Genomic DNA, 24,795 nt, shown 5'->3' on the forward strand with positions numbered 1-24,795 from the left:
GGAACAGGACATTGCGGCAATTGATTCGAAGCGAGATGGCGTTTGACAGTGGTGCGAGGCAGCACCTGCCTCAACACATCGAACAAAACGGCGAGTTGTCGTTGGCCCAAGTCGTTCGCAGCGCACACCAATGCTCAATCGATGACGATGCGAGTCGCACGACTCGCATCGTCATGACTTTGCTCGCGACGCGCTAGGACGCGCGCATAAAGCTCATCAAGGTGGCGCTCAGGCTGCCCCCGGTGAAAACGATCGTCGCGCCGAGCGCCAGCAAGGCGACAAGGTTCAGCGTCAGATCATTCGGCGCGCCGGCGACCGTCAGAATGCCCAGCACGATGACCGCCAGTCCCGCGAGCGCCTGAATGCCTGCTGAGCCGAAGGCCATCTCGCTCGCCAGGATATCGCCGCCGGCGGCGCCGGCCTGACCTCTGCTCCTCAACGACTCTTGGCCGAGCACGTGCAGTTGCCACACTGCATTGCTGCTCAGAACCAACGCGGACCCGAAAGCGATCGTCGCCACCGGGGTCAGCACCGCAGGCTGGATGCCAAGCAGCGAGAGCACGCCCAGGACGATGCCCGCCGCGCCTACCAGGAAGACGACTGACAGGCTGCTGCCGCCAAATCCCTCGGCGCTCGTTGTGCTCGATCCGGCCGGGAAGATGATTTGAGCGTATTCAGACAGCATGGTTCCGCCCTGTATCAGCAAAGCGACGCCAAAGACGATCGTAGCGATCGACGCCATCATCGGCGCATTCACGCCCGAAAGTCCAACGATCGCAATGACGATTGTGGCTAGTCCGCCAATGGCGTCGATAAGGCCGCCATAGGCCGCTGTTTCACGAAATGACGACTCCCGAGATGTAATGGCCATGACAGTGTCTCCAGACTTGCGATCGCCGCATGGGCAAGAGAACGCGCAATTGCACTTAGCGTTAGATTTACATAGTCAAGACGGACGACGCGCTTGCGCGTGAGTTTCCGTAGATAAGCCGGTCGAGGCGCCACGCGCTTCAATCTCAACGACGGCGCCGCGCCGCTGGCGATGTAAAGTCGCGGCGGCTCGCTCTCAGGACGTCGAACGCATGAAGCTGAAGAGGATCGCGTTAAGGCTGCCGCCTTTTAGAACGAGCGCTGAACCGAGGACGAGCAGCGCCGCGAGGTTGAACGTCAGATCATTGCTCGCGCCAGATGCGGCAAGAACGCCAAGCACGACCGCAGCAAGAGCTCCAAAGACTTGGATGCCAATGGAATCAAAGGCCATCTGATTGGCGATCAATTCTCGTGGAGACTGTTCTTCCCAGCCTGACGCCCGTCTGAGGACATCTAAATGCCATGCTGAGACGCTGCTCAAGATGAGCGCGACGCCAAACATGATCGATGCGATGGGCGTGAGCACAGCGGAGTTGAAGTCGAGCAACGCAAGCACGCCAAGGGCAATGCCGCCTGCGCCGAGCAAGACAACGGCCGAGCGAGCGCTGGCGTTGAAGGCGTTGATGGGCGACTTTGGGCCGGCCAGTACGGAAATTCGAGCATATTCCGACAATATGGTGTTGCCATGTATCAAAAGGGTCACGCCGAAAAGAATCGTCGCGATCACGACCAGGATCGGCGCATAAAGACCGATTAGCCCTAGAATTGCGACGATGACGGTTGAGGCGCCGCCAACTTCGTCGACGAGGCCTGCTTGCCTTGCGCGCCAGTGATAAGGCGCTTCCCGCACCGCTATCGACATCGCTGTCTCCCACCTTCGAGTCCCTAAAGATCAGGTTCTCATTTAGCGGCCATTTGGGGTCGGCAAGATCTTCGAGCGAAGGCGCGCTCTTCCTTAAAGATCAGCGCCGCGCCAGAGTGGCGGCGCGGCGGCGGCGTTGAGGCCCCGTGGCGCGCTGAAAAATTCCACGTCGAACGGGCAAATAACGCCGCATTCTGGCGGCGTTTGAACAAACCGCGCGCAAACAGTGGATGAGGCGTGAAGCAGGGGCGTTGCCGCCCGAGTTCTCTCGTCTTGAAGATCAGACGTCGCGCGGATTGCCAGCGGAGGCGAATGTCGCGGACTTGCTATCTACTGCGTGAATGAATGCGGGCGACAAAACCCACCGAGGACGCGCATTAGCCGTGGCGCCTCGGGGATCATCGGCGCACGGCGCGAGGCGCGCAGCCCCTTCGAGATTGGTTGATCAGAGCGTCGGCGGACTATGCTGTTAGGTCAATTCACCTAAGATTCGCCGACGCTGAGATCGCGATGCCACAACGTCAGTCGAGGACCTTCCCTCCGGCCTCCTCGCAAGCGGCGGCAGACTCTTTGAAAATCCAGCCTTGGCCTTTACAGGAATTCATACCCTTGCACGCGTTCTTCGGGGTGTGACAGTCGGCTTTGCCTTTACAACTGTTTGCTCCCAGGCAGTGCACTTTGCCTGTGGTCGAGGCCGCCTTGGCGGGCGGCGCAGCGCCGGCGATGACCATCGAAATCGCAGCGACCGCGAGCGTCGCCCCCTTGCACTTTTCTGCTTTCATCTTGTCCGTCTCTTAGTGCTCTAATTGTTAAAACGCCTGTCTCCAGGAATTACCAGTCCAGGGCGATAAAGCAAAACGCTGCTGCCGCTCGGCGCCGCCTTCCGGCGCCGAGCATCTTTGAGCGGCCGCTGCCGGCGTTCTCCAGCATGTGACGAAGGCTGTGGCTGAAAGGAAACGCGACCGAATTGTACGACGGATCAGCGAATATCGCTCTAAATCCATCCTTTACTCGGAATTGATGAGGAGTATGATGGCGTTCTATATCCATCATACTTACATCGGACCGAACGCCTCGGGCTGGCCGAATACCGCACGTCAAAACACCGGGAGATGTCGTGACGATGAGCGAACCATGGAGGAGGGGGTATGTGGAGCGGACAGACCTGGATCCTTGCCATTGCCACCTGGATGATGATCGTGATTGTCGGCGCTCTTTATCTCTTCATCGAAGTTCGACGGCATAAGAGATAGCCAAGCATACGCAAATTTCGGCATAGTCGCGTTCTCTGCGCGCGACGTGACCCGCGGCTTTAGTTGACAAGACTGCTCCAACTCGGTCGGAATTAGGCGGTCATCGTGTGCGGCCGACGCCTATGACCGAGTTCTCTGCAATGTCTGACAGGACTATCGAATCCCAGGTCGAAGAAAAAATCGCATCGCCGTCGCGGTCCTCGCGCCCGCGCAAAGACGCTCGGAAATTCTTGCTGCAGATTCATCGAACCATCGGCCTCTTCGCGGGCGCGGTTTTTGTTTTGGTCGGGCTCAGCGGCAGCATTCTCGCGTTTCGCGAGACGATTGACGAATGGCTGAACGCGTCGATCATGCGCGTTGAGATGCCGGCGAAACCCGTCCTTCACCCACTCGACGAAGTTCTCGCAGCGGCCGTCGCGGCGATGCCCGCTGACGGCAAGCCGGAGCGAGTCACGCTGCCACGCCATGCAGCGGCGGCCGTGGCAATTACCTACATGGTTGAGACGGACGATTTCGACGCCGACGTTTATGAGATGTTCGTTGATCCCTACACGGCGAAGGTCAAAGGGCAGCGGCTTCTTCTACACGGAGACAGCGCGCTGTCGCAGCCGCTGATTCCGCTCGTCATGGCCTTTCATTGGACTCTGCTTCTCGGAGTCAACAATGCCTATATCCTGGGTGCGGTCGGCATCCTTGTTTTCATGTCCATCCTTGTCGGTCTTTATCTGTGGTGGCCGCGCAATGGCGACTGGCGCCTGGGCCTAAAAATCAAATGGGGCGCGAGCCCAGAGCGCATCGTCTATGACGCGCATAGAAGCGTTGGCGCTTACTTCGTCGTTTTCTTGTTGGTTGCGCTGTTCACAGGCGTCTCCATGATTTTCAAGCCCGCAACGCGCTCCGTGGCAGGCATGTTTTCCGAGGTGCGCGCAGATCCGGATTTCGGAAAGTCGACGCCGACTTCCGGCCGAACGGCGATCGGCCTCGACGCGGCCGCCGCGGTCGCCGGCAGAGTTTTTCCCGATGGCGCGCTGCACTGGATCCTTCTGCCGAGCGCGCCCAGCGGCGTCTATGTCGTCGGCCGGCAATCGAAGGACGAGCCCAATCGAGCAAAGACATTCCGGAACGTCGGCATTGATCAGTACAGCGGTCGCGTCACCTATGTGCAGGATCGGAGCGAATTCTCCGCCGCCGACTCGTTCCTTGAATGGCTCTTCCCGCTGCACAGCGGCGAGGCTTTCGGCTCCATCGGCCGTTCGATCGTTCTAATAGTCGGGCTGACGCCGCTAGCGCTTTACGTGACAGGCTTTCTGCGCTGGCGGCAAAAACGCCGAGCGCGAAGACGGCCGACGAACTGACATCACGTCCGGCTCTCCTCGCAAACTGCGGATCATCGCCCGACGAAGATCGGCATCTCGATCGTGTCTTCGGCGTTTTTGGCGTCGCCAAACGCGAGCTTTAGGAGATACTTTCCCTTGCGTGGGACAGTCGCATCCAAAGTCACAAAGCCGCTGGAATGAGGATGAGACGGCAAGGTGTTGATCTGTTTGAGGCCGCCCTGAGAATCATATTCGTAGAAGGAAAGCGCGACGGACTCGTTTCGCGCCTCCTTTTCCATGAGCGTGACGGAAAAAATGACCTTCCCGGGTCCAGGCACGCGGTCGCAATACTCATCATATTTGCTCAGATCGTCCGTCGGCCCTCCCGCGCTCTCCTCCGAATCGGGCAGGAAGTAAGTCGTGAGGTGGACGGAATAGAAGTCGCTGACTCCAAGACACTCCGAAATCGTGCGATCGCCCGCCTTTTCGGCGGGCTTCAGCGTGTGCTTTTTCCAGAAATCGTCCACATATTGACTGAGGGCAGGCGCCCAAAGTCGATACGAAAACGCCGCGCCGTTTACGCCGATGAGCAGAACGATGCCGGCGAAAATCAGCAAATTCAGACGTCCCGGAGTCATCGCTTACGCATCCTTCCCTTGCTCCACCTGTCGCCCTTTGGGCGATTCTTTTCGCATTTGCGAGACGCCTTACGGGCGCACCTCGAACTCCCAGGCCCCGCTGACGAGATGGCCGTCAGCCGAGAGCGCCCGGTAGCGGACCGTGTATTTGCCGGGCGTCAGCTTATTGACGCTCACCGACACATGGCTCGGATCGGCGCTATCAATCGCTGCGTCGCGTTTGTCGACTCTTTCGCCCGAGGCGCTGACAACCGCCAATGCGGCAAAGGCGTCGCGAATGCCGGCGTCATACCACACGTCAACCTTTCCGATGTCTCCGGCGCCGACGCCGCCTTGCGCGGGTGAGGTGCGGACAACGATGGCGTGCGCGAGAATGATCGCCGGGCGTCCCGCCTCTTGCGGCGCCGCAGAGGGGCCGGTGAGTACGATGGCGGGGCGAAGCTGCTGATCTCGCCCTGCTGCCGAGGAATCGGAAACAGTTCCGTATGCGGCCCCGGATTCAGGCGCCGCGACAAACGAAAGGATCGCCGCAGAGAGCGATAGCAGACGCGCATGTAAGCCGACGAAGATCCGGGAAGCGCACCTACGAGAAGAGAATATTGCGTGTTCGCTCATCCTCATGTCGGGAAGTCCGGAGTATACCAGGGTTGCGGTTTTAACCTCGCACGCAGAGAGTCCCGCGCGGCTGCCAATCGCCGATTTTTCACATTGTCGCAGACTTGACCAGCGACGCCGGTTTGACGCGGCGCAACAAGAATTTACGCCAAAGCGGCGCCGACTTCACCCGCGCCCCTACTTGAGCTTGCCCCTGGCTCTCGATATGCATCTTTTAGCAAAACTGCATACGTCGCCGGCGCGCGGCGCGTCAAGGGAGTGCGCTGCAATGGTATGGTCGCGGAAGAGTGCGCTCGGTGCAATTCTGGCGTTGTTCGCGAGCGTCTCGGCGGCGTGCGCCCATACCGCGAATATTTCCAGCAGCCGCATCGTGCCGGAAGGGCAGGGTCATTATCGCGTCGAAGTCGGCTTTCTTGGAACCGATATCGAAAGGATGTTCGCCGAGAACAAGCCGCAGAGCGACGTTGATCTGACAGAGCCCGGCGTGATTGAGGGCATGATCGGCAAATTCATTCAGCAGCGCGTCGATCTGCAGAACGCGGAAGGCCAGACGTGCGCAAGCGCGGTCGACTCCGTCGGCGTGGATCCATCCAATCCGAGCGACTCAAGGGTGGTGTTACGGATTGATTGCAGCGCCTTTGAGGGTCAGATTTTCTATAACCCCTTCAGACTCCTCGAAGCGCAAGGACCGCGGGCGAAACATCTCGTCAGCATTGGCGAGAAGCGCGACGAGTCCAATCTGAATGAGGCGCAGCGCATGGGCCGCGAGCCGGCGCCCGGACAGGTCATGATCTATCCCGGCGACAAGATGATCGATCTCTCGAAGCCGCTGCTGACGCCATGGGAGCTTGCGCCGAAATTTCTCTCCGCCGGGATCGAACATATCGTCACCGGCTATGATCACCTGTGTTTTCTGATCGCCGTGATGCTCTGGGCGACTCGCATCTGGCCGGTCGTCAAGATCGTGACGGCCTTCACCGTCTCGCATTCGATCACCCTGTCGCTGGCCGCGCTCGAACTCATCAATCTGCCGAGCAGCTGGGTGGAGATCGCGATCGCGTTGTCGATCATCTATGTGGCGCTCGAGAACTTCTATACGCGTAAGGTGGACAATCGCTGGCGCGACACCTTCGCTTTCGGATTCATCCATGGCTTCGGTTTCGCGAGCGGCTTGATCGAACTCGGGGTTCCGCAGCGCGCCATCGTCCCCGCGCTGGCGAGTTTCAACATCGGGGTCGAAGTCGGGCAGATCGGCGTGGTGCTCATTGTTCTCCCCTTACTCCTTGTGATCGATAAGAATTTCACTCAGGGTCAGCGCAGTCCGCTCCTGGTTAAAGTCTGTTCAGCGATCATCGCCTGCTTTGGGGCTTACTGGTTTTTCGTGCGGGTTTTCGAGCTCGGATAGCGGAACTCCCGCCGCAGCCTGCCCACGATTGCCGCGGCCGCCGAAATGCTGAGCGTCAGTCCGACAAGCTCCGGGAGCTCGCGCAGGCTGACGAGCGCGTCAGTCAAGCATTTTGATGAAAATGCCGATTCAACTGCCGGGTAGGCTTTTTTGCACCGAAAGCAAGAATAAAGCCGCGGGGCGAACTGGCGAACCGCCAAATCATGCCGATGGACTTCCCTTTATTAAATGTCTAGTTCACGCAGTCCGGCGGGAACTCCGCTGCGGCGGCGACATCGCTCATTGGCGGATGAACCGGCGCAGCGGCTTCTCACCGGCGAGAGCCGCGCATAGGTAAGAGCGGCCCTTTGGATTGGTCTTATTCGGAGGAAATCTGATGAGGAAGCTGATATTGGCGTTCGTCGCGGCGGGAGCGCTCGCGCCTACGCTGTCCAACGCGCAGGTCAAAATAGACATGACGCGCATCACCTGCGGTGAGATGCTCGCGATGCCCGACAGCGATCGGGCCGATTTCGCAGCCTTCATGGCCGGATGGTTCGCGCAGAAAAGCGGCCGCACCTTCATCGATCTGAACAAATTTCTCAAGAACTCGGCGAGCGTGAAGGACTGGTGCGCGTCCAATCCGAATGAATCCGTTATGGCCGGTCTGCAACGCGCTTTTGATCAGAAATAATAGGACGGGGAAGCACATGAATCGCAAACTTATCTTCGCTGGCGTGCTTGCCGCGATCGCAATCGCCGTCCCAGCCAATGCGCAGGTCATGATCGAAATGTCGGAGATCACCTGCAAGCAGTTCGCGGAATATGACGGCGACACTCAGGACTTCGTCGCCAATTGGATGCGGGGCTACTTCAACGCGAAGAATAACCAGACCGTGATCGATTCACGCGACGTGAAGCGCAACACCGACAAGGTCGTGCGCTATTGCAAGAAGAAACCCAAGTCCTTCCTGATGGAAGCCATTCAAAAAAGCGTTCGCTGACGCACTCAAGCGCGCGGCCTCGCGTGGCCGCGCGCTGTTCATTTTACAGCACGTCATTCGTTTCCTTCAGACGGGCGAAATTTCCACCCGCTCCATCATTCACGCTTCAACGCAACTGGGTTCTTCTCCGAGTGCGGGATATCTTCGCCCGTCGGCGCTGCGCAACTTCGCTGGACGCCGGAACCGGAGCCTGTCTTCCGGGTTAACCTCGAGGAGCCAAGCCAACCCGACACAGCAGGCTCGAGCGTAGCATCGCCTGTAAGGCGCCAATTCCCGCGACGGAGGACGCCCATGACGAAAGACGCTCCGCAACCGTCCGATCCGCGCCGACGCCGGGTTTACAGCGCCTCCCTGAGCACGTGGAGCCGCGCCAGACCCTGGGCGCCGTTCTCCACGACCGCCGGCAGTCGCTGAAGCTTATGCTTCCCTCCGCAAAAGAACTTGATCGGCTGACTGCGCCCGGCGCCTTCTTATGGGCGACGGGCATCGAAGACACGTTCATCACCGCTCCGCACCCGAAGACAGGGCGTTTGCTGGATGAATATGAGCTTACCGGCCACTACCGGCGTTGGTCCGAGGATCTGGCGCTGATGGCGCAACTGGGCGTTCCCTGCGCGCGCTATGGCGTGCCCTGGCATCGCGTGCAACCGGCGCCTGAGGTCTGGGACTTCAGCTTCGTCGACGCCGCGCTCGAGCGTATGCTTGAACTCAACATCGATCCAATCGTCGACCTCGTTCACTACGGTCTCCCGCATTGGCTGGAGAACGCCTTCCTCAACGCGGACTATCCCCAACGCGTCGCAGAATTTGCGGCGCGGCTCGCCGAGCGATTTCGGGGCCGGATCAGATGGTACACGCCGCTCAACGAGCCGCGGATTACCGCATGGTATTGCGGGCGTCTGGGGTGGTGGCCGCCGTTTGGACGCAGCTGGCCCAGCTTCGTGGCGGTGATGTTGTCGATTTGTCGGGGAATCGTTGAGACGACCCGTGCGCTGAAAGACATTGACCCCGAAATCGTGCCGTTTCACGTCGACGCAACGGACGTCTTCATTTCAAACGATCCAACCTTGGCCGAGGAAGTCGAACGGCGCCAGCGCATCGTCTTTCTTGCGCTCGATCTCATCAGCGGGCGCGTCGATGCGAGTCATCCGCTTTGGGCGTGGTTGCGCCGACAGAATGCGTCGGAAGCGGCGCTCGCCGCCTTCCTCAGCCAGCCTCTCGAACTGCCCATAGTCGGCGTAAACCTTTATCCGATCTTCACGATGAAGCGCATGTCTCGCGACCGGCTGGGACGATTGCGCATTCGAATGCCACTTGCTTCCGGCGACCTCGTGTCCAAAATCGGCGAGATGTATTTCGAGCGCTACGGCGCGCCGATCATGATCTCCGAGACCGCGACCAAGGGCTCGGTGAAACAGCGTCAGGCATGGCTGGCCGACTCAGTCGAGGCGGTGAAAGCGTTGCGGGCGAGGGGCATTCGAATGGTCGGCTATACGTGGTGGCCGATGTTCGCGCTTGTGACCTGGGCCTATCGCCAGGGAACGAGGCCGCTGCAAGATCATCTGCTGCAGATGGGCTTGTGGGATCTCGATCCCGATCCGTCCGGGCGGCTGGAGCGTATCGAGACGCCTCTTGTCGGTTCCTATCGTCGACTGACGTCGAGCGGCGCGCATGCGGTTGGTCCGCTCGCGCCAAAACGGCTGCCGTAGAGCAGTCTCCGCGAGTAATCGGGGAGTAAACACATGTTTCAGAGCTTCTTTCTTGCGGGGTTTGAAGGATCGACGGGCTTCAACAGGCACGGCGAGTGGTTCGACCAGGTGGTCGCGACGGGTCACGACGCGAATGTCGACGAGGACTATGCGGACATTGCGCGTCTCGGCTTGCACGCCGCGCGTGAGACTGTTCGTTGGCCTCTCATCGATTGCCGCGGTCGGTTCGACTTTTCCTCCCTCGAACCGTTCATCGAGGCCGCGAACCGCCACGACGTGGGCGTGATATGGGACCTTTTTCATTATGGGTTCCCGCAGGACGTCGACCTTTGGTCCGAAGCCTTCCCGCGGCGCTTCGCGGACTATTGTTATGCGGTGGCGCGTTTTATCGACGCGCGTATTGAGGGGCGCTGCGTCTTCACGCCGATCAACGAGCCTTCGTTCATGGCCTATGCCGCTGGCGAGAAAGCCCTGTTTGCGCCCTACGGGTCGGGTCGGGGCTGGGATCTGAAAGTCGCGCTCGCGCGCGCCGCCATCGCCGGCATTAATGCGATTCGGGCCGCCTGTCCCGATGCGCGCTTCGTCAATGTCGATCCCTTGTGCCGCGTCGTTTGCCCCAACAACAGGCCGGATCTCGCCGCTCAAGCGCACGACTTCAATGAGCGGCTGGTGTTTCAGAGTTGGGACATGTTGTGCGGCAGGCTTCTGCCCGAACTCGGCGGAAGTCCAGATCATCTGGATATCGTCGGGATCAACTACTACTGGACCAATCAGTGGGAACTGAATGACACGCCGAACGATGACGGAAACGTGCCGCCGCTTCCTGACGACGACCCGCGTCGTGCGCCGCTTTCGGATCTCATATCCTCTGTCTGGCGGCGCTATGACCGGGAGGTGATGATTACGGAGACCAGCCACGTCGGAGACAATCGCGGGCCATGGCTTTGCGAAGTCATTGACGCCTGCCACACGCTTTTGCAGCAGAATGCGCCTTTGCGCGGCGCGTGTCTCTACCCGATCCTGGGCATGCCGGAATGGCATGACCGCGATCTCTGGACGCCTATGGGGCTGTGGGATCCGTTATGTCACCGCGATCCTGGCGCTGGCCGACTGCTCTGCGAACCGATGGCCGAGGCGCTTCAAGGCGCGGGGCCGCTCGAGGCGCTGCATCGCGCGATGCTGGAAATTGAATCGCCTGGCCAGGCGCGCATCGATCGCTTGCGAAGCGCTACGCGGCGCTACGCCGCGAGGTGACGATCTTCATCCGGCACGGCATCACTCGGCCGCTTCGGGGCGTCGCCAGGCCTTCGAGAAAGCGCCGCCCGAAGCGATGAGGTCGTCGTGCGCGCCGCGCTCGATAATCTGTCCTTTGCTCATCACGTAAATGCAGTCGCAGTCGACCACCGATTCAAGCCGATGAGTCACGAGAATGATCGTGCGCGACCCTTTCAGTCGGTGCAGCGTTTCAATCAGCCGCCGTTCCTGCTCAGGGTCGAGCGCGCTCGTCGGCTCGTCGAGAACAAGAAACGGGGCGTCCGACAGCAGCGCGCGGGCGATGGCGATCCGCTGGCGTTGACCGCCGGAGAGATTGGCGCCTCCTTCGGCCAGCACCGTTTCATAGGCTTCCGGCAGGCCGTGAATGAATTCGGCGGCGCCGGCGGCTTCGGCGGCTCTTTCGATCTCTGCGCGCGTCGCGCTCTGTCGGCCATAGGCCAGATTCTCGGCGATGGTCGTCGGCAGCACGAGGCTGTCTTGAGCGACGAGCGCGAAGTGGGCTCTCAGCGAGTCCAGTCGCATGTCTCGGAAGTCCAAGCTGTCCAATCTCAATGCGCCGCTCGTTGGATCGTAGAAGCGGAGCATGAGGCTTAAGAGCGTGCTTTTGCCCGCGCCGCTCGCGCCGACAAACGCAACCATCTCGCGCGGTCGTATCGTCGCTGAAACGTCGGTGAGAATCCGCTTTCCGCCGCCATAGTCAAAGCTCACCTCGTCGATCGTCAAGGTCCGAGGCTTGCTCGGCAGCAAACGCGCCGAGGGGGCGTCGACGACGGTTTCCCGTTCGTCGAGGACACGAAACACCCGTCGGGAAGCAGCTTCGAAGATGCGCACTTTGGCGAAGAATTCGCTTAGCCACTTCAGCGGGTCCCACAGTTTGCGCAAATAGTCCATGAAGATGAGGAGCGTCCCCACCGTCATGCCATCGGCGACCGGCGCCAGATACTGGTCGCGGTAAACGAGCCAGCCACCATAGCCGAGGATGATCGCTCCGCCGACAGACAGGATGCCGTCTCGCGCGAGAGGATAGAGCTGCTCCTGCCAGTTCAGCCGCAACAGCGCGTCTACGCTTCTGCCGACCGCGCCGGAGAAGCGCCGGAATTCGAAAGATTCGCGACGAAAGGCCTGCGCCAGTGGGATGCGCGTCATCGCCTGCTGGATATGCGCCGTGAGATCGGCGTCGATCTGCTTCGACTCCAGCGCGCGCTTATGAATTCTCACGCCGAAGCGCCAGTTGCTCCAGATCATGAGTGGCGCGACCGCAAACGCCGCCAGCGTTAAGCCGACGTTTCGCGAGAGAAGAATGATGGTCATCACGGTGAGCGTGACGGCTGCAACCGAGGTGCCAATCAACACGTCGACAATGCCCCACGGCCCGAAGGCGTCCGTCGTGAGCCGGTAAATCGAATCGCCCTGCGGTCTGGTGCGGTGATAGGTAAGGCCGAGATTCTGAAGCTTGGCGAAAAGATCGAAGCGCGCCCGCGTGGTGCCGCGATAGTTCAGGTAATAATTGATCATCATCCGGCCCATCCAGGCCGTGTAGCCGATGAGTTGCAGACCAAGTCCGATCGCGACGAGGCCCGCGATCTGTCCCGGTCGGTCGTTCGGCAGGACCGCGAGAAAGTAGCTGTGTATCCAATTGCCTTTCGGCTTGCTGGAAAGAACGGAGTCGACGAGCACCGCAAGCGGCCACGCTTCCAGGAGGCCAACGGCGACCGACACCGCAATCAGCATGACGAGCGCGGCGATCCGCAGCCAGTCCGGCAGAAAATACGTCAGGGCGCGGCGGTAGACCGCGACATCCGTCATTTCTTGGTGAGGATTCATGGCGCTATAACGCGCCAGCGCGCCTAAAGGTCTTCCCAGCCCACGGGTTCGAGCTTCGCGGTCGTCGCCGCCGAACTGGCTTTTCGCGCCGCAACTTCGATCAGACCCGCAAGCAGAGCCGCGGCGGTCGGGTCTTCTCCCGGAGGATCACGGAACAATCTCAAGGTCGCGATGGCGATGCGTCCGGTGCCATAATTGCGCTCGACCGCAATGGCGGCCGGGCGATGAATCCATCCGACAACCAGAGCCGAGTGAACGCGAGCCTGGAAGTCGAGCAGATTGCAGCCGGAAATAACATGCGCGGGAATCACGCGATCGAACGCATAATCGAGCAGGGGGCCGCCGGGGAGGGGCGCGAACGGACCTTGCCGCCGCAGCCAAGCGAAAGAGGAGGCCCAGTCGCCGCGCCAGAGCGTGCCGTCGCGCGCGACGACCTTGACGCTTTGCCAATGTGGAAAGAACGGCGTGAGCGATCCGGGCGTCTCGGTCAAGAGAATCGCGCGGCCGCCGGCGCGCACATAGGCTGCGAGCGCGGCGGACGCCTCGGTCTCCACGATGACGTCCGCTGTCTCGGAGCCATCCGCCAAGTCATAGCCGAGCGCGTGCAGGCGATCGCGGATGTCGGCGTGCGAGGACCAGAGAGAGACCTCCGGCGCGCGTCGCTTCGCATGCACGGCGATGTCGATCTCGTTGCTTGCGAGCAGGCGACCCTCTCGTGAACGCAGACGAAAAGTGACGTGACGTCGACAGGACTCTTCCAGAAGCGGGAGTTTCAGCGACATCTGCCCGAGATCGGCCACGGTCCCCGGCTGGATCGAGGAGAGCTCCAACGTCATTGGCTCATTGAGCGCCACCTCGAGAGTCGCAGGCTCCAGCGGGTCCGGCCCGCCATGCGCCACACAGAGCGAGACGCGAACATCGTCGCCCGACCAATATGCGGGGCGGTCTAGCGTCGGCAGAATGACCGTATCGGCGTTGATCGAATGAAACAGATTGTGGAAGACCCTTGGATTCGAGCGCATGTCGAGAAGCCCGTTCGCTTCCCAGTGACAGTCGGTCAGCTCAGTGATCACATAGCCGCCAATCTGCGGCTTCCGGCGCATGGCTTCGATTTGATACTTCAGCGCCCGGAATTGTTGCCACTGCGTCGCTTCGATGAAGCTTTCGAAAGTCCCGAAGACGCGGTCGAGACTCCAGTCATGGAACCGGTTCCGCACGCCATGCGCGTACATGACGCCCTCGCTCCAGTCGTGGCCCGTCTCGAACCACCAGGCTTCGGCGCCGGCCGCATCTCTCAACTTCTCAGGGTCGGGCAGACCCCAATTGCCGAATTCAGAACAGAGCAGCGGCTCCTGGCCGGTGATGACCGCGTCTCCCTCGGGGCTGAAGAGCCACTCGGCTCGTGCAGCGAGTTCTTCGACGAACTTGTCCCAGTCCTCCCGGCTATCGGGAATAGCGGCGTAGAAATGGAAATCCGCGAGGTCCGTCTGCACATGGAAGCTTGGCGCCAGAGGCGAGTTATCGACCACGAGCCGCGACGGATCATAGGCTTTCAGCCATAGGTACAGCTTCTTGAGCCAGGCGCGGTGGCGGGCGTCATGAACAAGGTCTACACCCCAGTTCTCGTTGATCAGCGTCCAGCAGAAGATCGAGGGGTGATTGCCATCGCGATCGATGAGGCCCTTGAGCGTGAGCTCCTTCCGCTCTCGCGAAAGTTCAGTCGAATCGCCGGCGTTCGGCAGCTCCGCCCAGATCAGCAGACCCAGGCGATCGGCGACCTCGAAATAGCGCGGATCCGGCACTTTGATGTGGCAACGCAAGGCGTTCAGCCCGAGCTGTTTCGCCTTATAGAACCTGTCCTCGAGGAATTCGACGGAAGGCAAAGTGCAGATCGTGTCAGGGTAATAGTCCTGGTCGAGCGCGGCGCGCAGATAAAAGGGCTTCCCATTCAGGTACAGCTTGCCGTCACGGGTCTCGATGCTGCGAAATCCGAAGGTCGTTTCGCTCTCGTCGACGACGGCGCCCTCGCGCATCATGGAGACCTGCATGCGGTAGAGATATGGCGTGTCAGGCGACCAGCAGTGCGGCGCGGGGACGAACGTATACAGCAGTGCGTTCTCGACGCCTGCGGCCAATTTGGCGCATGACTGCGCCACGGCGTTTTCCTCTGCGTCGATGACTTTAATCATCACCTCCGCCGCATCCGTCAGCGGGCGCTCGAACCGCACATGCGCCGAGATCTCACCGCTGGCGTGCGACGAACGCACGCGCACCGTCGTTACATGATCGGCGATACGATTTTCCAGATAGACCGACTGCCAAATCCCCGAAAGCGGGCCGTACCAGCTTTGCTTGCCAAAGGGCATCTCGGCGAACGGGGTCGTAGGGAACTCGAAGGGATCGTCTGTCGGGCTTTCGACCTTCACCTTTATCTCGGCTTTTCCGTCGACGATCCGGTCGGTGATGTCGAAATGGAATGGCAGGAAACCGCCCACGTGGCTGCCCACGAATGCGCCGTTAACGAACACGTGGGTGATATGGAAGACGGCGCCGAAGTGCAGGAAGATGCGCTGCTTCAGCCAGTGCTGCGGAATTTGGACTTCGCGGCGATAGACCGCGACGCCGCCACGCATGCGCAAATCTGAGAATTGCGCCTGCCATGGGCTCGGGACAAGAATCGTCCGGCTCTCCGCCGGCTTGGCGCCGCCGTAGCCCAGATATTTAAAGTCCCACGACCCGTCCAGGGAAATGCGCGCTGCGCTCACCTAACCTCACCTCGACCAAATTTCCGGCGCCGGAGCATCGATGCGATTGGTCGAATATTACAATGAGCGATCGACGCGGCATTTTCTATAAGGGTGGACGTCAAAACACCAGTATTTTTACTCACGACGGAAGCTTAGCCGAGCCCCGAGTCGTGTAACCTCGCGTAGGACTTGCCGTTATTCCGCAGCGACAGAGGTCGCAGCGAAACCTATACTGTTGGGAAGCGGAATTTCCTTGTCTATCCGTCGGAACGTCGCAAGCGCCTGTCCGACCACCTGGTCCATGTTGTAGTAGCGATAAGTCGCCAGCCGGCCGACGAACCACACGTTTTGCTGCGCGATCGCGAGCTTCTCGTAGCGCCTGTAGATCTCCGCGTTCTCGGCGCGGGGAACGGGATAGTAGGGATCTCCCTCATCCGTGGGGAATTCGTAGGTGAGGCTCGTCTTGGGATGTTCCTGTCCCGTGAGATTCTTGTATTCCGTCACTCTCGTGTAGGCTTGCGTCTGCGGATAGTTGACCACCGCCACCGGCTGATGCCGCGCCTCATCGAGCGTCACGTGTTCGAAGCGCAGCGATCGATAGGGAAGCTTGCCGAAGCGGAAGTTGAAATATTCATCGATCGGCCCCGTGAAGATCAGCCGCCGATAGAAGACCTCGTTTCGCAACTCCTCGAAGTCGGTCTGCAGCATCACGCTGATGTTGGGGTGGTCCAACATCCTCTCGAACATTCGCGTGTAGCCATGGAGCGGCATATACTGGAACTGATCGCTAAAATAACGATCGTCGCGATTGAGGCGGGTCGGAACGCGCGCAGTCACTGATTTGTCGAGCTCGGAAGGCTCGACGCCCCACTGCTTCTTGGTATAGCCGCGAAAGAATTTTTCGTAGAGCTCGCGGCCAACTGTGCTCACGACGACGTCTTCAGAGGTCTTGATCTCGTCGCGATGCTCGGCGCGGCTCGCAAACCATTGCGCCAGCTGGTCAGAGTCGAGGTTGAGGCCGTAGAGACGATTCACCGTGTCGAGATTGATCGGTATCGGCACGAGCATGCCATCCACTTCCGCGAGCACGCGATGTTCGTAGGGACGCCAGCGCGTGAACTGAGAAAGATATTCGAAGACGGCTTCCGAGTTCGTATGGAAGATGTGCGGGCCATATTGATGCATCAGCACGCCGGCGTCGTCGTACCGATCATAGGCGTTTCCGCCGATGTGCGGACGACGATCGATGAGGAGGACGCGCTCGTCACGCTGCGATGCGAGTCGCTCGGCCAGAACGCTTCCTGCGAAGCCTGCACCGACGATAAGCCAGTCAAACAAGTTGCCCCTCCCGCACTGCTTTGGACTCAGCACTGGCGCTGGCGATATGCAGCATCATCCTCGCCCAGGTTTTGTCCCATGACATTTCCGCCAGATGCGCGTCGACCGCGCTAAGCCAGCGCGTCTTCGGTCGGGCGAGCAGCAGTTCGATCTTGGCGACGAACTCTTCCGCAGTCGTGGCGATTTCCACATGACCGGCGGCGCCGTAAGGATTGACGACGTCGGCGATGGGCGTCGAAACGACCGGCACGCCTGCGGCAAGAAACTCCGGGGTCTTGGTCGGGCTGATGTAACGGGTGGCCTCGTTCAGCGCGAAGGGCATGACGCCAACGTCCCACCCCGACAGATAGTTCGGCAGATCTTGGTAGGACTTGCAGCCAAGCCAATGGACATTGTCCGCTTGAGGCAGCGACTCCGGAGCGATCTTTGCGGTAGGACCGATCATCACCAGCTGCCACTGCGGCCGTAGCGCCGCAATGCCCGCGACGATGTCCATGTTCATCCGCTCGTCGATGACGCCGAAAAAGCCGATGCGGGGATGCGGGATATTTTTCTGATCTTCGGGCTCGACGCCGCAATCGCGCGCGATCCGAAAGTGAGCGGTGTCCACGCTGCTTGGAAAGACGTGAATATTGTCGTGCCGCCTGCGTTTCGCTTCGTATAGACTCTGCCCGCCGACAAACATGAGATCGGACTTCGTAATCAGCTCCTGCTCGAGATCGAGCAGGCCCTTGGGCGCGCCGGCGAAAGCGGAGAGTTCGTCCATATTGTCGTAAATGCAAAGATCCGGCGTCACATGGCGCGTAAATTCGAGCGCCATCGGCGTGTAATACCATCCAAGCCATCGCGACGGCTGCACCGTCGTCACAAGATCGCTGACGACGCGCCGCAATTCAGCGCGGATTTGATCCGACGACAGTCCTTGTCGAAGAACGGGAGTCACGACGGCGACGCCGCATGCCTCATCCCTGACAATCCTAGGCGCCGCGCCCTCATCCGCGAAGATCGGCTCTTCGATGTAGAAAACGCCGAGATTCCTGGCTGCTCGACTCAAGAGATGCTGCGGTCGCTGATAGACGAAGTTCCAACGCAAGTGAGAGAAACAGAGAAGATGAGTTGGAACTGACATCATGCGTCAACCTCAAGCCTTACAGTTCATCTTTGCCTTTAGGATTTCCTAGAGCTAACTCGGGTTCAGCAACTTTGTTCCGGATTATGAACGATTAGACAGAATCGCCGACGCTGTGGCGCCACTCGCCGGTCCACGGCGCTCGAGATGTCCCCGCAAGGCGATTCACGGAACGGGAGCGAGGTGGGCGAGTTTTGGGTTGCGCCCCCAGTGTCGCGTGGCGCGAAGACTGGCGATCGATCATGTGGGAATGGGCGTCAGGCTGGATTGCGCCAGCCGCAACAATAATCGCTGCGATGATGACGGCCGCCAACGCCGGCGCGCGCGTGACGGGTTGGGGCTTCGTCGTGTTTACGATCGGATCGATCGCTTGGAGCGTGCTGGCGAGCCTGTCCGGCCAAGGCAATCTGTTGGTCACGAACCTCTTCCTTACCTTCGTCAACGCCGTAGGCGTTTGGCGATGGCTCGGCAGAGAGGCGACTTACGAAATCGGAAGCTTGAGAGCAGTGCGGAGGAGCAGCAGGACGCACGCGGCGCCGACTCTTTTCTCCGCCTCTCACGCAGTCGGCGCGGAGGTCACCGACGCCAATGGCGAGAAATTGGGCGTCGTAGTCGACCTCATGTTGCGGCGGGACCAGCGTAGCCTCTGCTACGTCGTCATCGCTCATCATGGGTTGGGGGGCGTTGGCGAAACGCTTCGGGCCGTCGATCCGGCCGACTTGGACTTCGCGGACGGCGTCGCGCGAATCAGTATGTCGGGTGCGCGCTTGGACGCTCTGCCGGCGCTGCAGGCGGACAACTGGCCCTCAGCATTTCCCCTGGCGAGCAAGGGATTCGCCCGCCGATCACCCCCCGGAATAGAACGGCCGGCGCTTGGCCGGCCGTACAAAGCGTCGCGCAGGCGGCGCGATTAGTCTCGCGAGTAGCCGCCGCCCGAGTTCCACATGGCGCCTAGCAAGAAGCCAGCCGCCACCGCCATGAGCACGGTCGTCGTGGGCTGCGATCGCGCTGACTTCTCGATCGCCTGGCGGAAGTTGCCGACCACGTCGCCGGCGCGGCCGGCCGCCTCGCCGCCCTTCTCCTGCATCGTGGAGATCGCCGATCCTGCTTGCTCCATCGTGCGATTGATTCGCTGTCCCACGTTCTCCGCCGCCGCCATTGCTTTATCGCCCATGACTGCGGCAGTTTCGCTGATCGGGCGATCCGATTGTCGGATGCGCTCGAGTTCCGGCGTCGCCATTCTTGCCTCCATTCTCGAAAGTATCTTCGAGCCTCGCCTTAACCCCCCGAACGTTCGGTTGTTCCAAGAACTTGGACATCGCTAATCGCAGGGCGTCCATCGCCGAGCCGAAGCCTATTTGTTGAGCAGAGATCACGCGGGGGGCCGCGTTTGCCGTTCCACAGGAACGTCTACTGCGGCTTGATTTGAATAATCCACGCTTTATTTCCCGAGAGTGCTTGCGCTTAGCCGACGCGTCATGCGCAATGCGAGTCGCGTATGCAGCAGGCCGGCGAGGAACGTTTCAGTATGGCGAACACGGCGATGTGGCGGGCGGACGACGTCGGGGTTTCGGCGTCTGATGACTTGGACCTCTCCGAGCACGCTCGGCGAAATCGCGGGACAAAGGAACTCTACGAAGAAGCATTGCGGCGCGGAGAAGGCGTTGCGTCTTCGACGGGCGGGCTGGTCGTTGAAACCGGCGTGCACACCGGACGTTCTCCGAAAGACAAATTCATCGTTCGCGATGCGTTAACCGATCCGACGATCTGGTGGGATAACAATCTCTCGATGGATCCCGAACGATTCGAGCGGCTTCATCACGACATGTTGGCGCATGCGCGCCGGATGAAACTCTATTCTCAGGATCTTCACGCCTGCGCTGCGCCGGCGCACCAGCTGAACATTCGCGTCTTTACGGAATTCGCCTGGCACTCCCTCTTTGCGCGGCATCTTTTCACGCCCGTCGACGGATCGCTCATTGGCTTTCAGCCGCAGCTGACGGTTCTGGATCTGCCATCGTTCCAGGCGGACCCTTCCCGCCACGGCTGCCGCTCCAGCACGGTGATCGCCATCGATTTCTCCAGAGGTCTCGTGCTCATCGGCGGCACCCAATATGCGGGAGAAATCAAGAAGTCGATCTTCACCTACCTCAATTATGTTCTTCCGGCGAAAGGCGTGCTGCCGATGCATTGCGCCGTCAACGACGGCGAGGGGGGATCGGCGGTTTTCTTCGGTCTTTCCGGAACGGGCAAAACGACTCTTTCCGCCGATCCGATGCGCAGCCTTATCGGCGACGACGAGCACGGCTGGGACGAAAGCGGCCTCTTCAATTTCGAGGGAGGCTGCTACGCCAAGGCGATTCGGCTGTCGCAGCAATCGGAGCCGGACATCTACGCCGCCTCTCATCGCGAGGGCGCGATTCTCGAGAATGTGTCCTACGAACCTGACGCTGGACGTTTCAACTTCGACGACGATTCAAAAACTGAGAACACGCGCATCGCCTATCCGCTTGAGTTCATTCCCAACGCCTCGGCCACTCGCCGCGCGAGCCATCCGAAAAATATCGTGATGCTGACTTGCGACGCGTTTGGCGTGCTGCCGCCGATCGCGCGGCTCACGCCGGCGCAGGCGATGTACCACTTCCTGTCGGGCTACACCGCCAAAGTCGCCGGGACCGAGCGAGGCGTCAAGGAGCCGCAGGCGACGTTCTCCGCCTGCTTCGGCGCGCCCTTTATGCCGCGCCGACCAACGGAATACGCCGAGTTGCTGGGCGAATTCATCGCTTCCAGCGAAGCGAACTGCTGGCTGGTGAATACCGGCTGGTCGGGCGGACAGTACGGCGTCGGACGTCGCATGCCGATCGCCGCCACGCGGACGCTGCTTCAGAGCGCGCTCGACGGCTTGCTGGCGCAGGCGGATTTTCGGATCGATGAATCCTTCGGCCTGTGCGTGCCAGCGTCGGTTCCCGGCGTCGACTCGCAAATGCTGGATCCGATCCAGACATGGGCGTCACGCGAAGAGTTCGAGCGGATGGCTGAAAGGCTCGTCGGCATGTTCGAAGCGAATTTCCGCACGCTGGCGCCTTTCGTCGATCAGCAAGTGCTCGACGCGCAGCCCCGCCGCCGCCGCTGAACATCGCGCCGGCCTTTAAGGTCTCAGTCGCCGCAAGCGGCAACTTGAAACTTCGCTGATTCGAGAAATATAGGCTCTATCACCGCGCGCCTTCGGAGGAAGCGCATGCGCCATTGGACGCCTACTTTCGACTTTGATCTCGGCGATGTGGCCGATCGTGTTCGCAGCGCGACCGAAGGCTTCGCAACTGCGGAAATCGCGCCTCGCGCCCAGCAGATCGATGCGCAAAACGCCTTCCCTGCCGATCTTTGGCCCAAACTCGGCGCGCTTGGCGCGCTCGGACTGACCGTGCACGAGCAATACGGCGGAGCGGGCATGGGGTATCTGGAACATGTGCTCGCGATGGAGGAAATCAGCCGCGCATCGGCGTCGGTCGGCCTTTCCTACGGCGCCCATTCCAATCTCTGCGTCAATCAGATCCATCGCAATGGTTCGGACGAACAGAAGCGGCGATATCTGCCAAACCTCGTCTCTGGCCATCACGTCGGCGCGCTCGCGATGTCGGAGCCTGGCGCAGGGTCCGACGTTACGGATATGAAGCTCAATGCGACGAAGCGGGGCGACCGCTACGTGCTCAACGGAAGCAAGATGTGGGTGACGAATGGCCCCGACGCGGACGTAGTGATCGTCTACGCCAAGACCGACCCGGGCGCCGGCCCGCACGGCATCACGGCGTTTATCGTTGAGCGTGTCTTTCCCGGCGTTGCTGCGAGCGCCAAGCTCGACAAGCTCGGCATGCGCGGCTCTAACACATGCGAACTCGTTTTCACAGACTGCGAGGTTCCTGAAGAAAACGTGCTTGGTCTCCCGGAGCGTGGCGTCAACGTGTTGATGAGCGGCCTGGATTACGAACGCGCGGTGCTTGCCGGCGGTCCGCTCGGAATCATGCAGGCTTGCATGGATGTCGTCTTGCCTTATGTGCATGAGCGCAAGCAGTTCGGTCAGCCGATCGGCGAATTCGAGCTCATGCAGGGCAAACTCGCCGACATGTATACGGCGCTCATGGCGACGCGCGCTTATGTCTATGCGCTCGCGAAGGCCTGTGATCGAGGTCACGTGACGCGAAAGGACGCCGCGAGCGCGATATTATTCGCGGCCGAACGCGCGACATGGATGGCGCTGGAAGCGATTCAATGTCTCGGCGGCAACGGTTACATGAACGACTATCCGACAGGCAGATTGCTGCGCGACGCCAAACTTTACGAGATCGGCGCCGGGACGAGCGAAATCCGCCGCATGCTGATCGGGCGCGAACTGTTTCAGGAGACGGCCTGACCTTGGATTGAACATATGCCTCGCCTTGATAGCCTTCTCAATTCGAAAGACGCCGATTACGCGAAGAATTACCAACTTATGGTTGGCCGCGTCGCTGAGTTGAAGCGCATTGCGGCGGAGATTCGCGCTGGCGGCGACGAGGCAGCGCGCACACGTCACTTGGCGCGCGGGAAAATGCTCGCCCGCCAACGCATCGACGCGCTGCTGGATCCGCTGTCGCCCTTTCTTGAAATCGCGCCCTTCGCCGCGCACGGCGTTTACGACGGTCGCGTCGCGGCGGCGGGAGTCGTCGCCGGCATAGGACGGGTGCGGGGGCGCGAATGCATGATCGTGGCCAATGACGCGACGGTCAAAGGCGGCGTCTACTTTCCTTTGACCGTGAAGAAACATCTTCGGGCGCAGGAAATCGCCGCCCAAAACAATCTGCCGTGCCTTTATCTCGTCGACTCCGGCGGCGCCAATCTGTCGAGCCAGGAGGACGTTTTTCCCGACAGGGATCATTTCGGCCGCATCTTCTACAATCAGGCGACGATGTCCTCTCGCGGCATTGCGCAGATCGCGGTCGTCATGGGTTCATGCACCGCCGGCGGCGCCTATGTGCCGGCGATGTGCGACGAAACCATCATCGTGCGCAACGAAGGCGCGATATTCCTGGCGGGACCGCCGCTCGTCAAAGCCGCGACGGGCGAGGTGGTGACGGCGGAAGAGCTCGGCGGCGCCGACGTGCACTGCCGTCGATCCGGCGTCGCCGACCACTGCGCGGAAAATGACGCACATGCCCTTCAAATCGCGCGCGACATCGTCGGCAATCTCGGGCCTGCGGCGGACCTCACGGGTCCCGTGAGAAAGCCTGTGGAGCCTTTCTACGACCCGGAGGAGATTTACGGGCTGCTGCCGCATGATCCGCGAAAGCAGTTCGATATACGGGAGGTGATCGCGCGTCTTGTCGACGCGAGCGAGTTCGACGAGTTCAGAGCGCTTTATGGTTCGTCCCTGGTGACGGGGTTTGCGCACATCCATGGCTATCCGGTCGGCGTCGTCGCCAACAATGGCGTGCTGTTTCCCGAGAGCGCGCAAAAGGGCGCGCATTTCATTGAGCTTTGCGTGCGGCGGAAGACGCCGCTGCTCTTTCTGCACAACACAACGGGCTTCATCGTCGGCGCGAAATATGAGAGCGCCGGCGTCGCCAAGGAAGGCGCGAAGATGGTGACTGCCGTCGCGACCGCCGCGGTGCCGAAACTGTCGATCATCGTGGGCGGCAGCTTTGGCGCCGGCAACTACGCGATGTGTGGACGCGCCTACTCGCCACGATTCCTGTGGATGTGGCCGGGCGCGCGCATCGGCGTCATGGGCGGCGAGCAGGCCGCGAGCGTGCTGACCCGGGTCAAGCGGGAGGCCATGGAGAAACAGCGGCAGTCCTTCTCTGAGGCCGAAGAAGAAGAATTCGCGCGGCCCATTCGCGAGGGATATGAGCGTCAAAGCCAGCCGCTCTATTCCAGCGCCCGGCTTTGGGATGATGGCGTCATCGACCCGCTCGACACGAGACGGACTGTCGCTTTGGCGCTATCTTTCGCGCTAAGGGCGCCGATCGAAGAAACGCGCTTTGGTCTCTTTCGCATGTGAGCGATCTTTTATGACGGCTTTGCTGCAATCAGTTGACGCGCATGGCGTAGCGACTCTGACGCTTAATCGGCCGCAAAAGCGCAATGCGCTCGATGCGGAGCTCATCGGGCTTCTGAAGGAGGCGCTCGAAGAATTGGAGTCGCGCGTCGACGTGCGCGTGATCACGATCGAAGGCTCTGGCGATTATTTTTGCGCCGGCGGCGATATCGGATCGATGCTCAGCGTCTCACAAAGCTCCTCGAGCGCGAACGAACAGGACGCATTGGCGCTGGCGCGAATGCTGTACACTTTGGACACGGCGTCAAAGCCCACCGTCGCTCTGGCCAAGGGCGCTGTTGTTGGCGGCGGCGTCGGTCTGCTCGCGTGCTGCGACATCGTCATCGCCGCCGATGATTCGTCGTTCTCGCTCAGCGAGGTGCGCCTGGGGCTGCTTCCAGCGATCGTCGCGCCCTTTCTCATTCGCGCCATAGGGCTGCGCCAGCTGCGTCGTTATGCTTTGACCGCCGAACGATTCTCCGCCGCCGAGGCGCAGAAGCTGGGTCTCGTGCATCTCGTCACGCCGAAGCTGGAGATCAGCTTGGCGCATGCGGCGATCGTCTCCGACTTGCTGCGTGGCGCGCCAGGCGCGCAGGCGGACGTGAAGGCGTTCTTCGCTGAATGCCACGGCCACGGCGTCGACACAGAGATCCTGCATGAGGCGGCGAGCCGCCTCGCCGCAAGGCGGTCGAGCGGAGAAGCGCAGGAGGGCCTTCGCGCCTTCCTCGAGAAGCGCACGCCGAGCTGGACAGCGGCCGATTGAC

Annotated in this window: 21 protein-coding genes; 11 read left to right on the plus strand and 10 right to left on the minus strand. The window is 60.7% G+C overall.

What is annotated here, in order from left to right:
- Positions 1 to 193 precede the first annotated feature (193 nt).
- From AC0X69_RS16095 to bufA2, 3 genes are all read right to left on the minus strand, one after another.
- Positions 194 to 871, minus strand: coding sequence for a hypothetical protein (locus AC0X69_RS16095; RefSeq protein WP_482608752.1), 678 nt, complete (start codon positions 869 to 871; stop codon positions 194 to 196).
- Between the two features lie 195 nt (positions 872 to 1,066).
- Positions 1,067 to 1,597, minus strand: coding sequence for a hypothetical protein (locus AC0X69_RS16100; protein ID WP_482608753.1), 531 nt, complete (start codon positions 1,595 to 1,597; stop codon positions 1,067 to 1,069).
- A 656-nt stretch (positions 1,598 to 2,253) separates the two neighbouring features.
- Positions 2,254 to 2,514: a BufA2 family periplasmic bufferin-type metallophore gene (bufA2, locus tag AC0X69_RS16105; RefSeq protein ID WP_482608754.1), complete on the minus strand. Its 261-nt coding sequence runs from the start codon at positions 2,512 to 2,514 to the stop codon at positions 2,254 to 2,256.
- 611 nt (positions 2,515 to 3,125) lie between these two features.
- Between bufA2 and AC0X69_RS16110 the strand changes: the two genes are divergently transcribed.
- Positions 3,126 to 4,340 carry a PepSY-associated TM helix domain-containing protein gene (locus AC0X69_RS16110; RefSeq protein ID WP_482608755.1) on the plus strand — a complete coding sequence of 405 codons (1,215 nt, stop codon included), beginning with the start codon at positions 3,126 to 3,128 and terminating at the stop codon, positions 4,338 to 4,340.
- A 32-nt stretch (positions 4,341 to 4,372) separates the two neighbouring features.
- Here the strand turns inward: AC0X69_RS16110 and AC0X69_RS16115 are convergent, their stop codons facing one another.
- Both AC0X69_RS16115 and AC0X69_RS16120 read right to left on the minus strand, forming a co-directional pair.
- Positions 4,373 to 4,939, minus strand: a complete 567-nt coding sequence (locus tag AC0X69_RS16115; protein WP_482608756.1) for a hypothetical protein — start codon at positions 4,937 to 4,939, stop codon at positions 4,373 to 4,375.
- Positions 4,940 to 5,008: 69 nt separating this feature from the next.
- Complete coding sequence (locus AC0X69_RS16120) at positions 5,009 to 5,554, minus strand: copper resistance CopC family protein (RefSeq protein WP_482608757.1); 546 nt, start codon at positions 5,552 to 5,554, stop codon at positions 5,009 to 5,011.
- 268 nt (positions 5,555 to 5,822) lie between these two features.
- Here AC0X69_RS16120 and AC0X69_RS16125 point away from each other — a divergent pair, with 268 nt between their 5' ends.
- The 5 genes from AC0X69_RS16125 to AC0X69_RS16145 all read left to right on the plus strand — a co-directional run bounded on the left by AC0X69_RS16125 (position 5,823) and on the right by AC0X69_RS16145 (position 10,905).
- Entirely contained in the window at positions 5,823 to 6,959 is a 1,137-nt protein-coding gene (locus AC0X69_RS16125) for a HupE/UreJ family protein (RefSeq protein WP_482608759.1), read from the plus strand.
- A gap of 376 nt (positions 6,960 to 7,335) precedes the next feature.
- Positions 7,336 to 7,632, plus strand: a complete 297-nt coding sequence (locus tag AC0X69_RS16130) for an HdeA/HdeB family chaperone (protein WP_482608761.1) — start codon at positions 7,336 to 7,338, stop codon at positions 7,630 to 7,632.
- A 16-nt stretch (positions 7,633 to 7,648) separates the two neighbouring features.
- Entirely contained in the window at positions 7,649 to 7,942 is a 294-nt protein-coding gene (locus AC0X69_RS16135; protein WP_482608763.1) for an HdeA family protein, read from the plus strand.
- A gap of 359 nt (positions 7,943 to 8,301) precedes the next feature.
- Entirely contained in the window at positions 8,302 to 9,651 is a 1,350-nt protein-coding gene (locus AC0X69_RS16140; RefSeq protein ID WP_482608765.1) for a family 1 glycosylhydrolase, read from the plus strand.
- A gap of 33 nt (positions 9,652 to 9,684) precedes the next feature.
- Complete coding sequence (locus AC0X69_RS16145) at positions 9,685 to 10,905, plus strand: glycoside hydrolase family 1 protein (protein ID WP_482608767.1); 1,221 nt, start codon at positions 9,685 to 9,687, stop codon at positions 10,903 to 10,905.
- 21 nt (positions 10,906 to 10,926) lie between these two features.
- On the opposite strand, the gene AC0X69_RS16150 is transcribed toward AC0X69_RS16145, so the two are convergent.
- From AC0X69_RS16150 to AC0X69_RS16165, 4 genes are all read right to left on the minus strand, one after another.
- A complete protein-coding gene (locus AC0X69_RS16150) occupies positions 10,927 to 12,750 on the minus strand; it encodes an ABC transporter ATP-binding protein (RefSeq protein ID WP_482608769.1) in 1,824 nt (607 codons plus the stop codon).
- A gap of 23 nt (positions 12,751 to 12,773) precedes the next feature.
- Complete coding sequence (locus tag AC0X69_RS16155; protein WP_482608771.1) at positions 12,774 to 15,515, minus strand: glycoside hydrolase family 2 protein; 2,742 nt, start codon at positions 15,513 to 15,515, stop codon at positions 12,774 to 12,776.
- Between the two features lie 177 nt (positions 15,516 to 15,692).
- Entirely contained in the window at positions 15,693 to 16,835 is a 1,143-nt protein-coding gene (glf, locus tag AC0X69_RS16160) for a UDP-galactopyranose mutase (protein ID WP_482608773.1), read from the minus strand.
- Positions 16,828 to 17,967, minus strand: coding sequence for a glycosyltransferase (locus tag AC0X69_RS16165; protein WP_482608775.1), 1,140 nt, complete (start codon positions 17,965 to 17,967; stop codon positions 16,828 to 16,830). The genes glf and AC0X69_RS16165 overlap by 8 nt, the downstream gene beginning before the upstream one ends.
- Positions 17,968 to 18,260: 293 nt before the next feature.
- Between AC0X69_RS16165 and AC0X69_RS16170 the strand changes: the two genes are divergently transcribed.
- Positions 18,261 to 18,878 (plus strand): PRC-barrel domain-containing protein, encoded by a 618-nt coding sequence (locus AC0X69_RS16170; protein WP_482608777.1) that lies wholly within the window; start codon positions 18,261 to 18,263, stop codon positions 18,876 to 18,878.
- Here AC0X69_RS16170 and AC0X69_RS16175 read toward each other — a convergent pair.
- Positions 18,875 to 19,204, minus strand: coding sequence for a hypothetical protein (locus AC0X69_RS16175; protein ID WP_482608779.1), 330 nt, complete (start codon positions 19,202 to 19,204; stop codon positions 18,875 to 18,877). The genes AC0X69_RS16170 and AC0X69_RS16175 overlap by 4 nt on opposite strands.
- A gap of 288 nt (positions 19,205 to 19,492) precedes the next feature.
- Here AC0X69_RS16175 and AC0X69_RS16180 point away from each other — a divergent pair, with 288 nt between their 5' ends.
- The 4 genes from AC0X69_RS16180 to AC0X69_RS16195 all read left to right on the plus strand — a co-directional run bounded on the left by AC0X69_RS16180 (position 19,493) and on the right by AC0X69_RS16195 (position 24,794).
- Complete coding sequence (locus AC0X69_RS16180; RefSeq protein ID WP_482613422.1) at positions 19,493 to 21,097, plus strand: phosphoenolpyruvate carboxykinase; 1,605 nt, start codon at positions 19,493 to 19,495, stop codon at positions 21,095 to 21,097.
- Between the two features lie 105 nt (positions 21,098 to 21,202).
- Positions 21,203 to 22,372, plus strand: a complete 1,170-nt coding sequence (locus AC0X69_RS16185) for an isovaleryl-CoA dehydrogenase (RefSeq protein ID WP_482608781.1) — start codon at positions 21,203 to 21,205, stop codon at positions 22,370 to 22,372.
- A gap of 15 nt (positions 22,373 to 22,387) precedes the next feature.
- Entirely contained in the window at positions 22,388 to 23,995 is a 1,608-nt protein-coding gene (locus AC0X69_RS16190; RefSeq protein ID WP_482608783.1) for a carboxyl transferase domain-containing protein, read from the plus strand.
- Between the two features lie 10 nt (positions 23,996 to 24,005).
- Positions 24,006 to 24,794 (plus strand): enoyl-CoA hydratase-related protein, encoded by a 789-nt coding sequence (locus tag AC0X69_RS16195; protein WP_482608785.1) that lies wholly within the window; start codon positions 24,006 to 24,008, stop codon positions 24,792 to 24,794.
- The last annotated feature ends 1 nt before the right edge of the window (position 24,795 follow it).

This window comes from Methylocystis sp. Uni0008 (assembly GCF_056838045.1).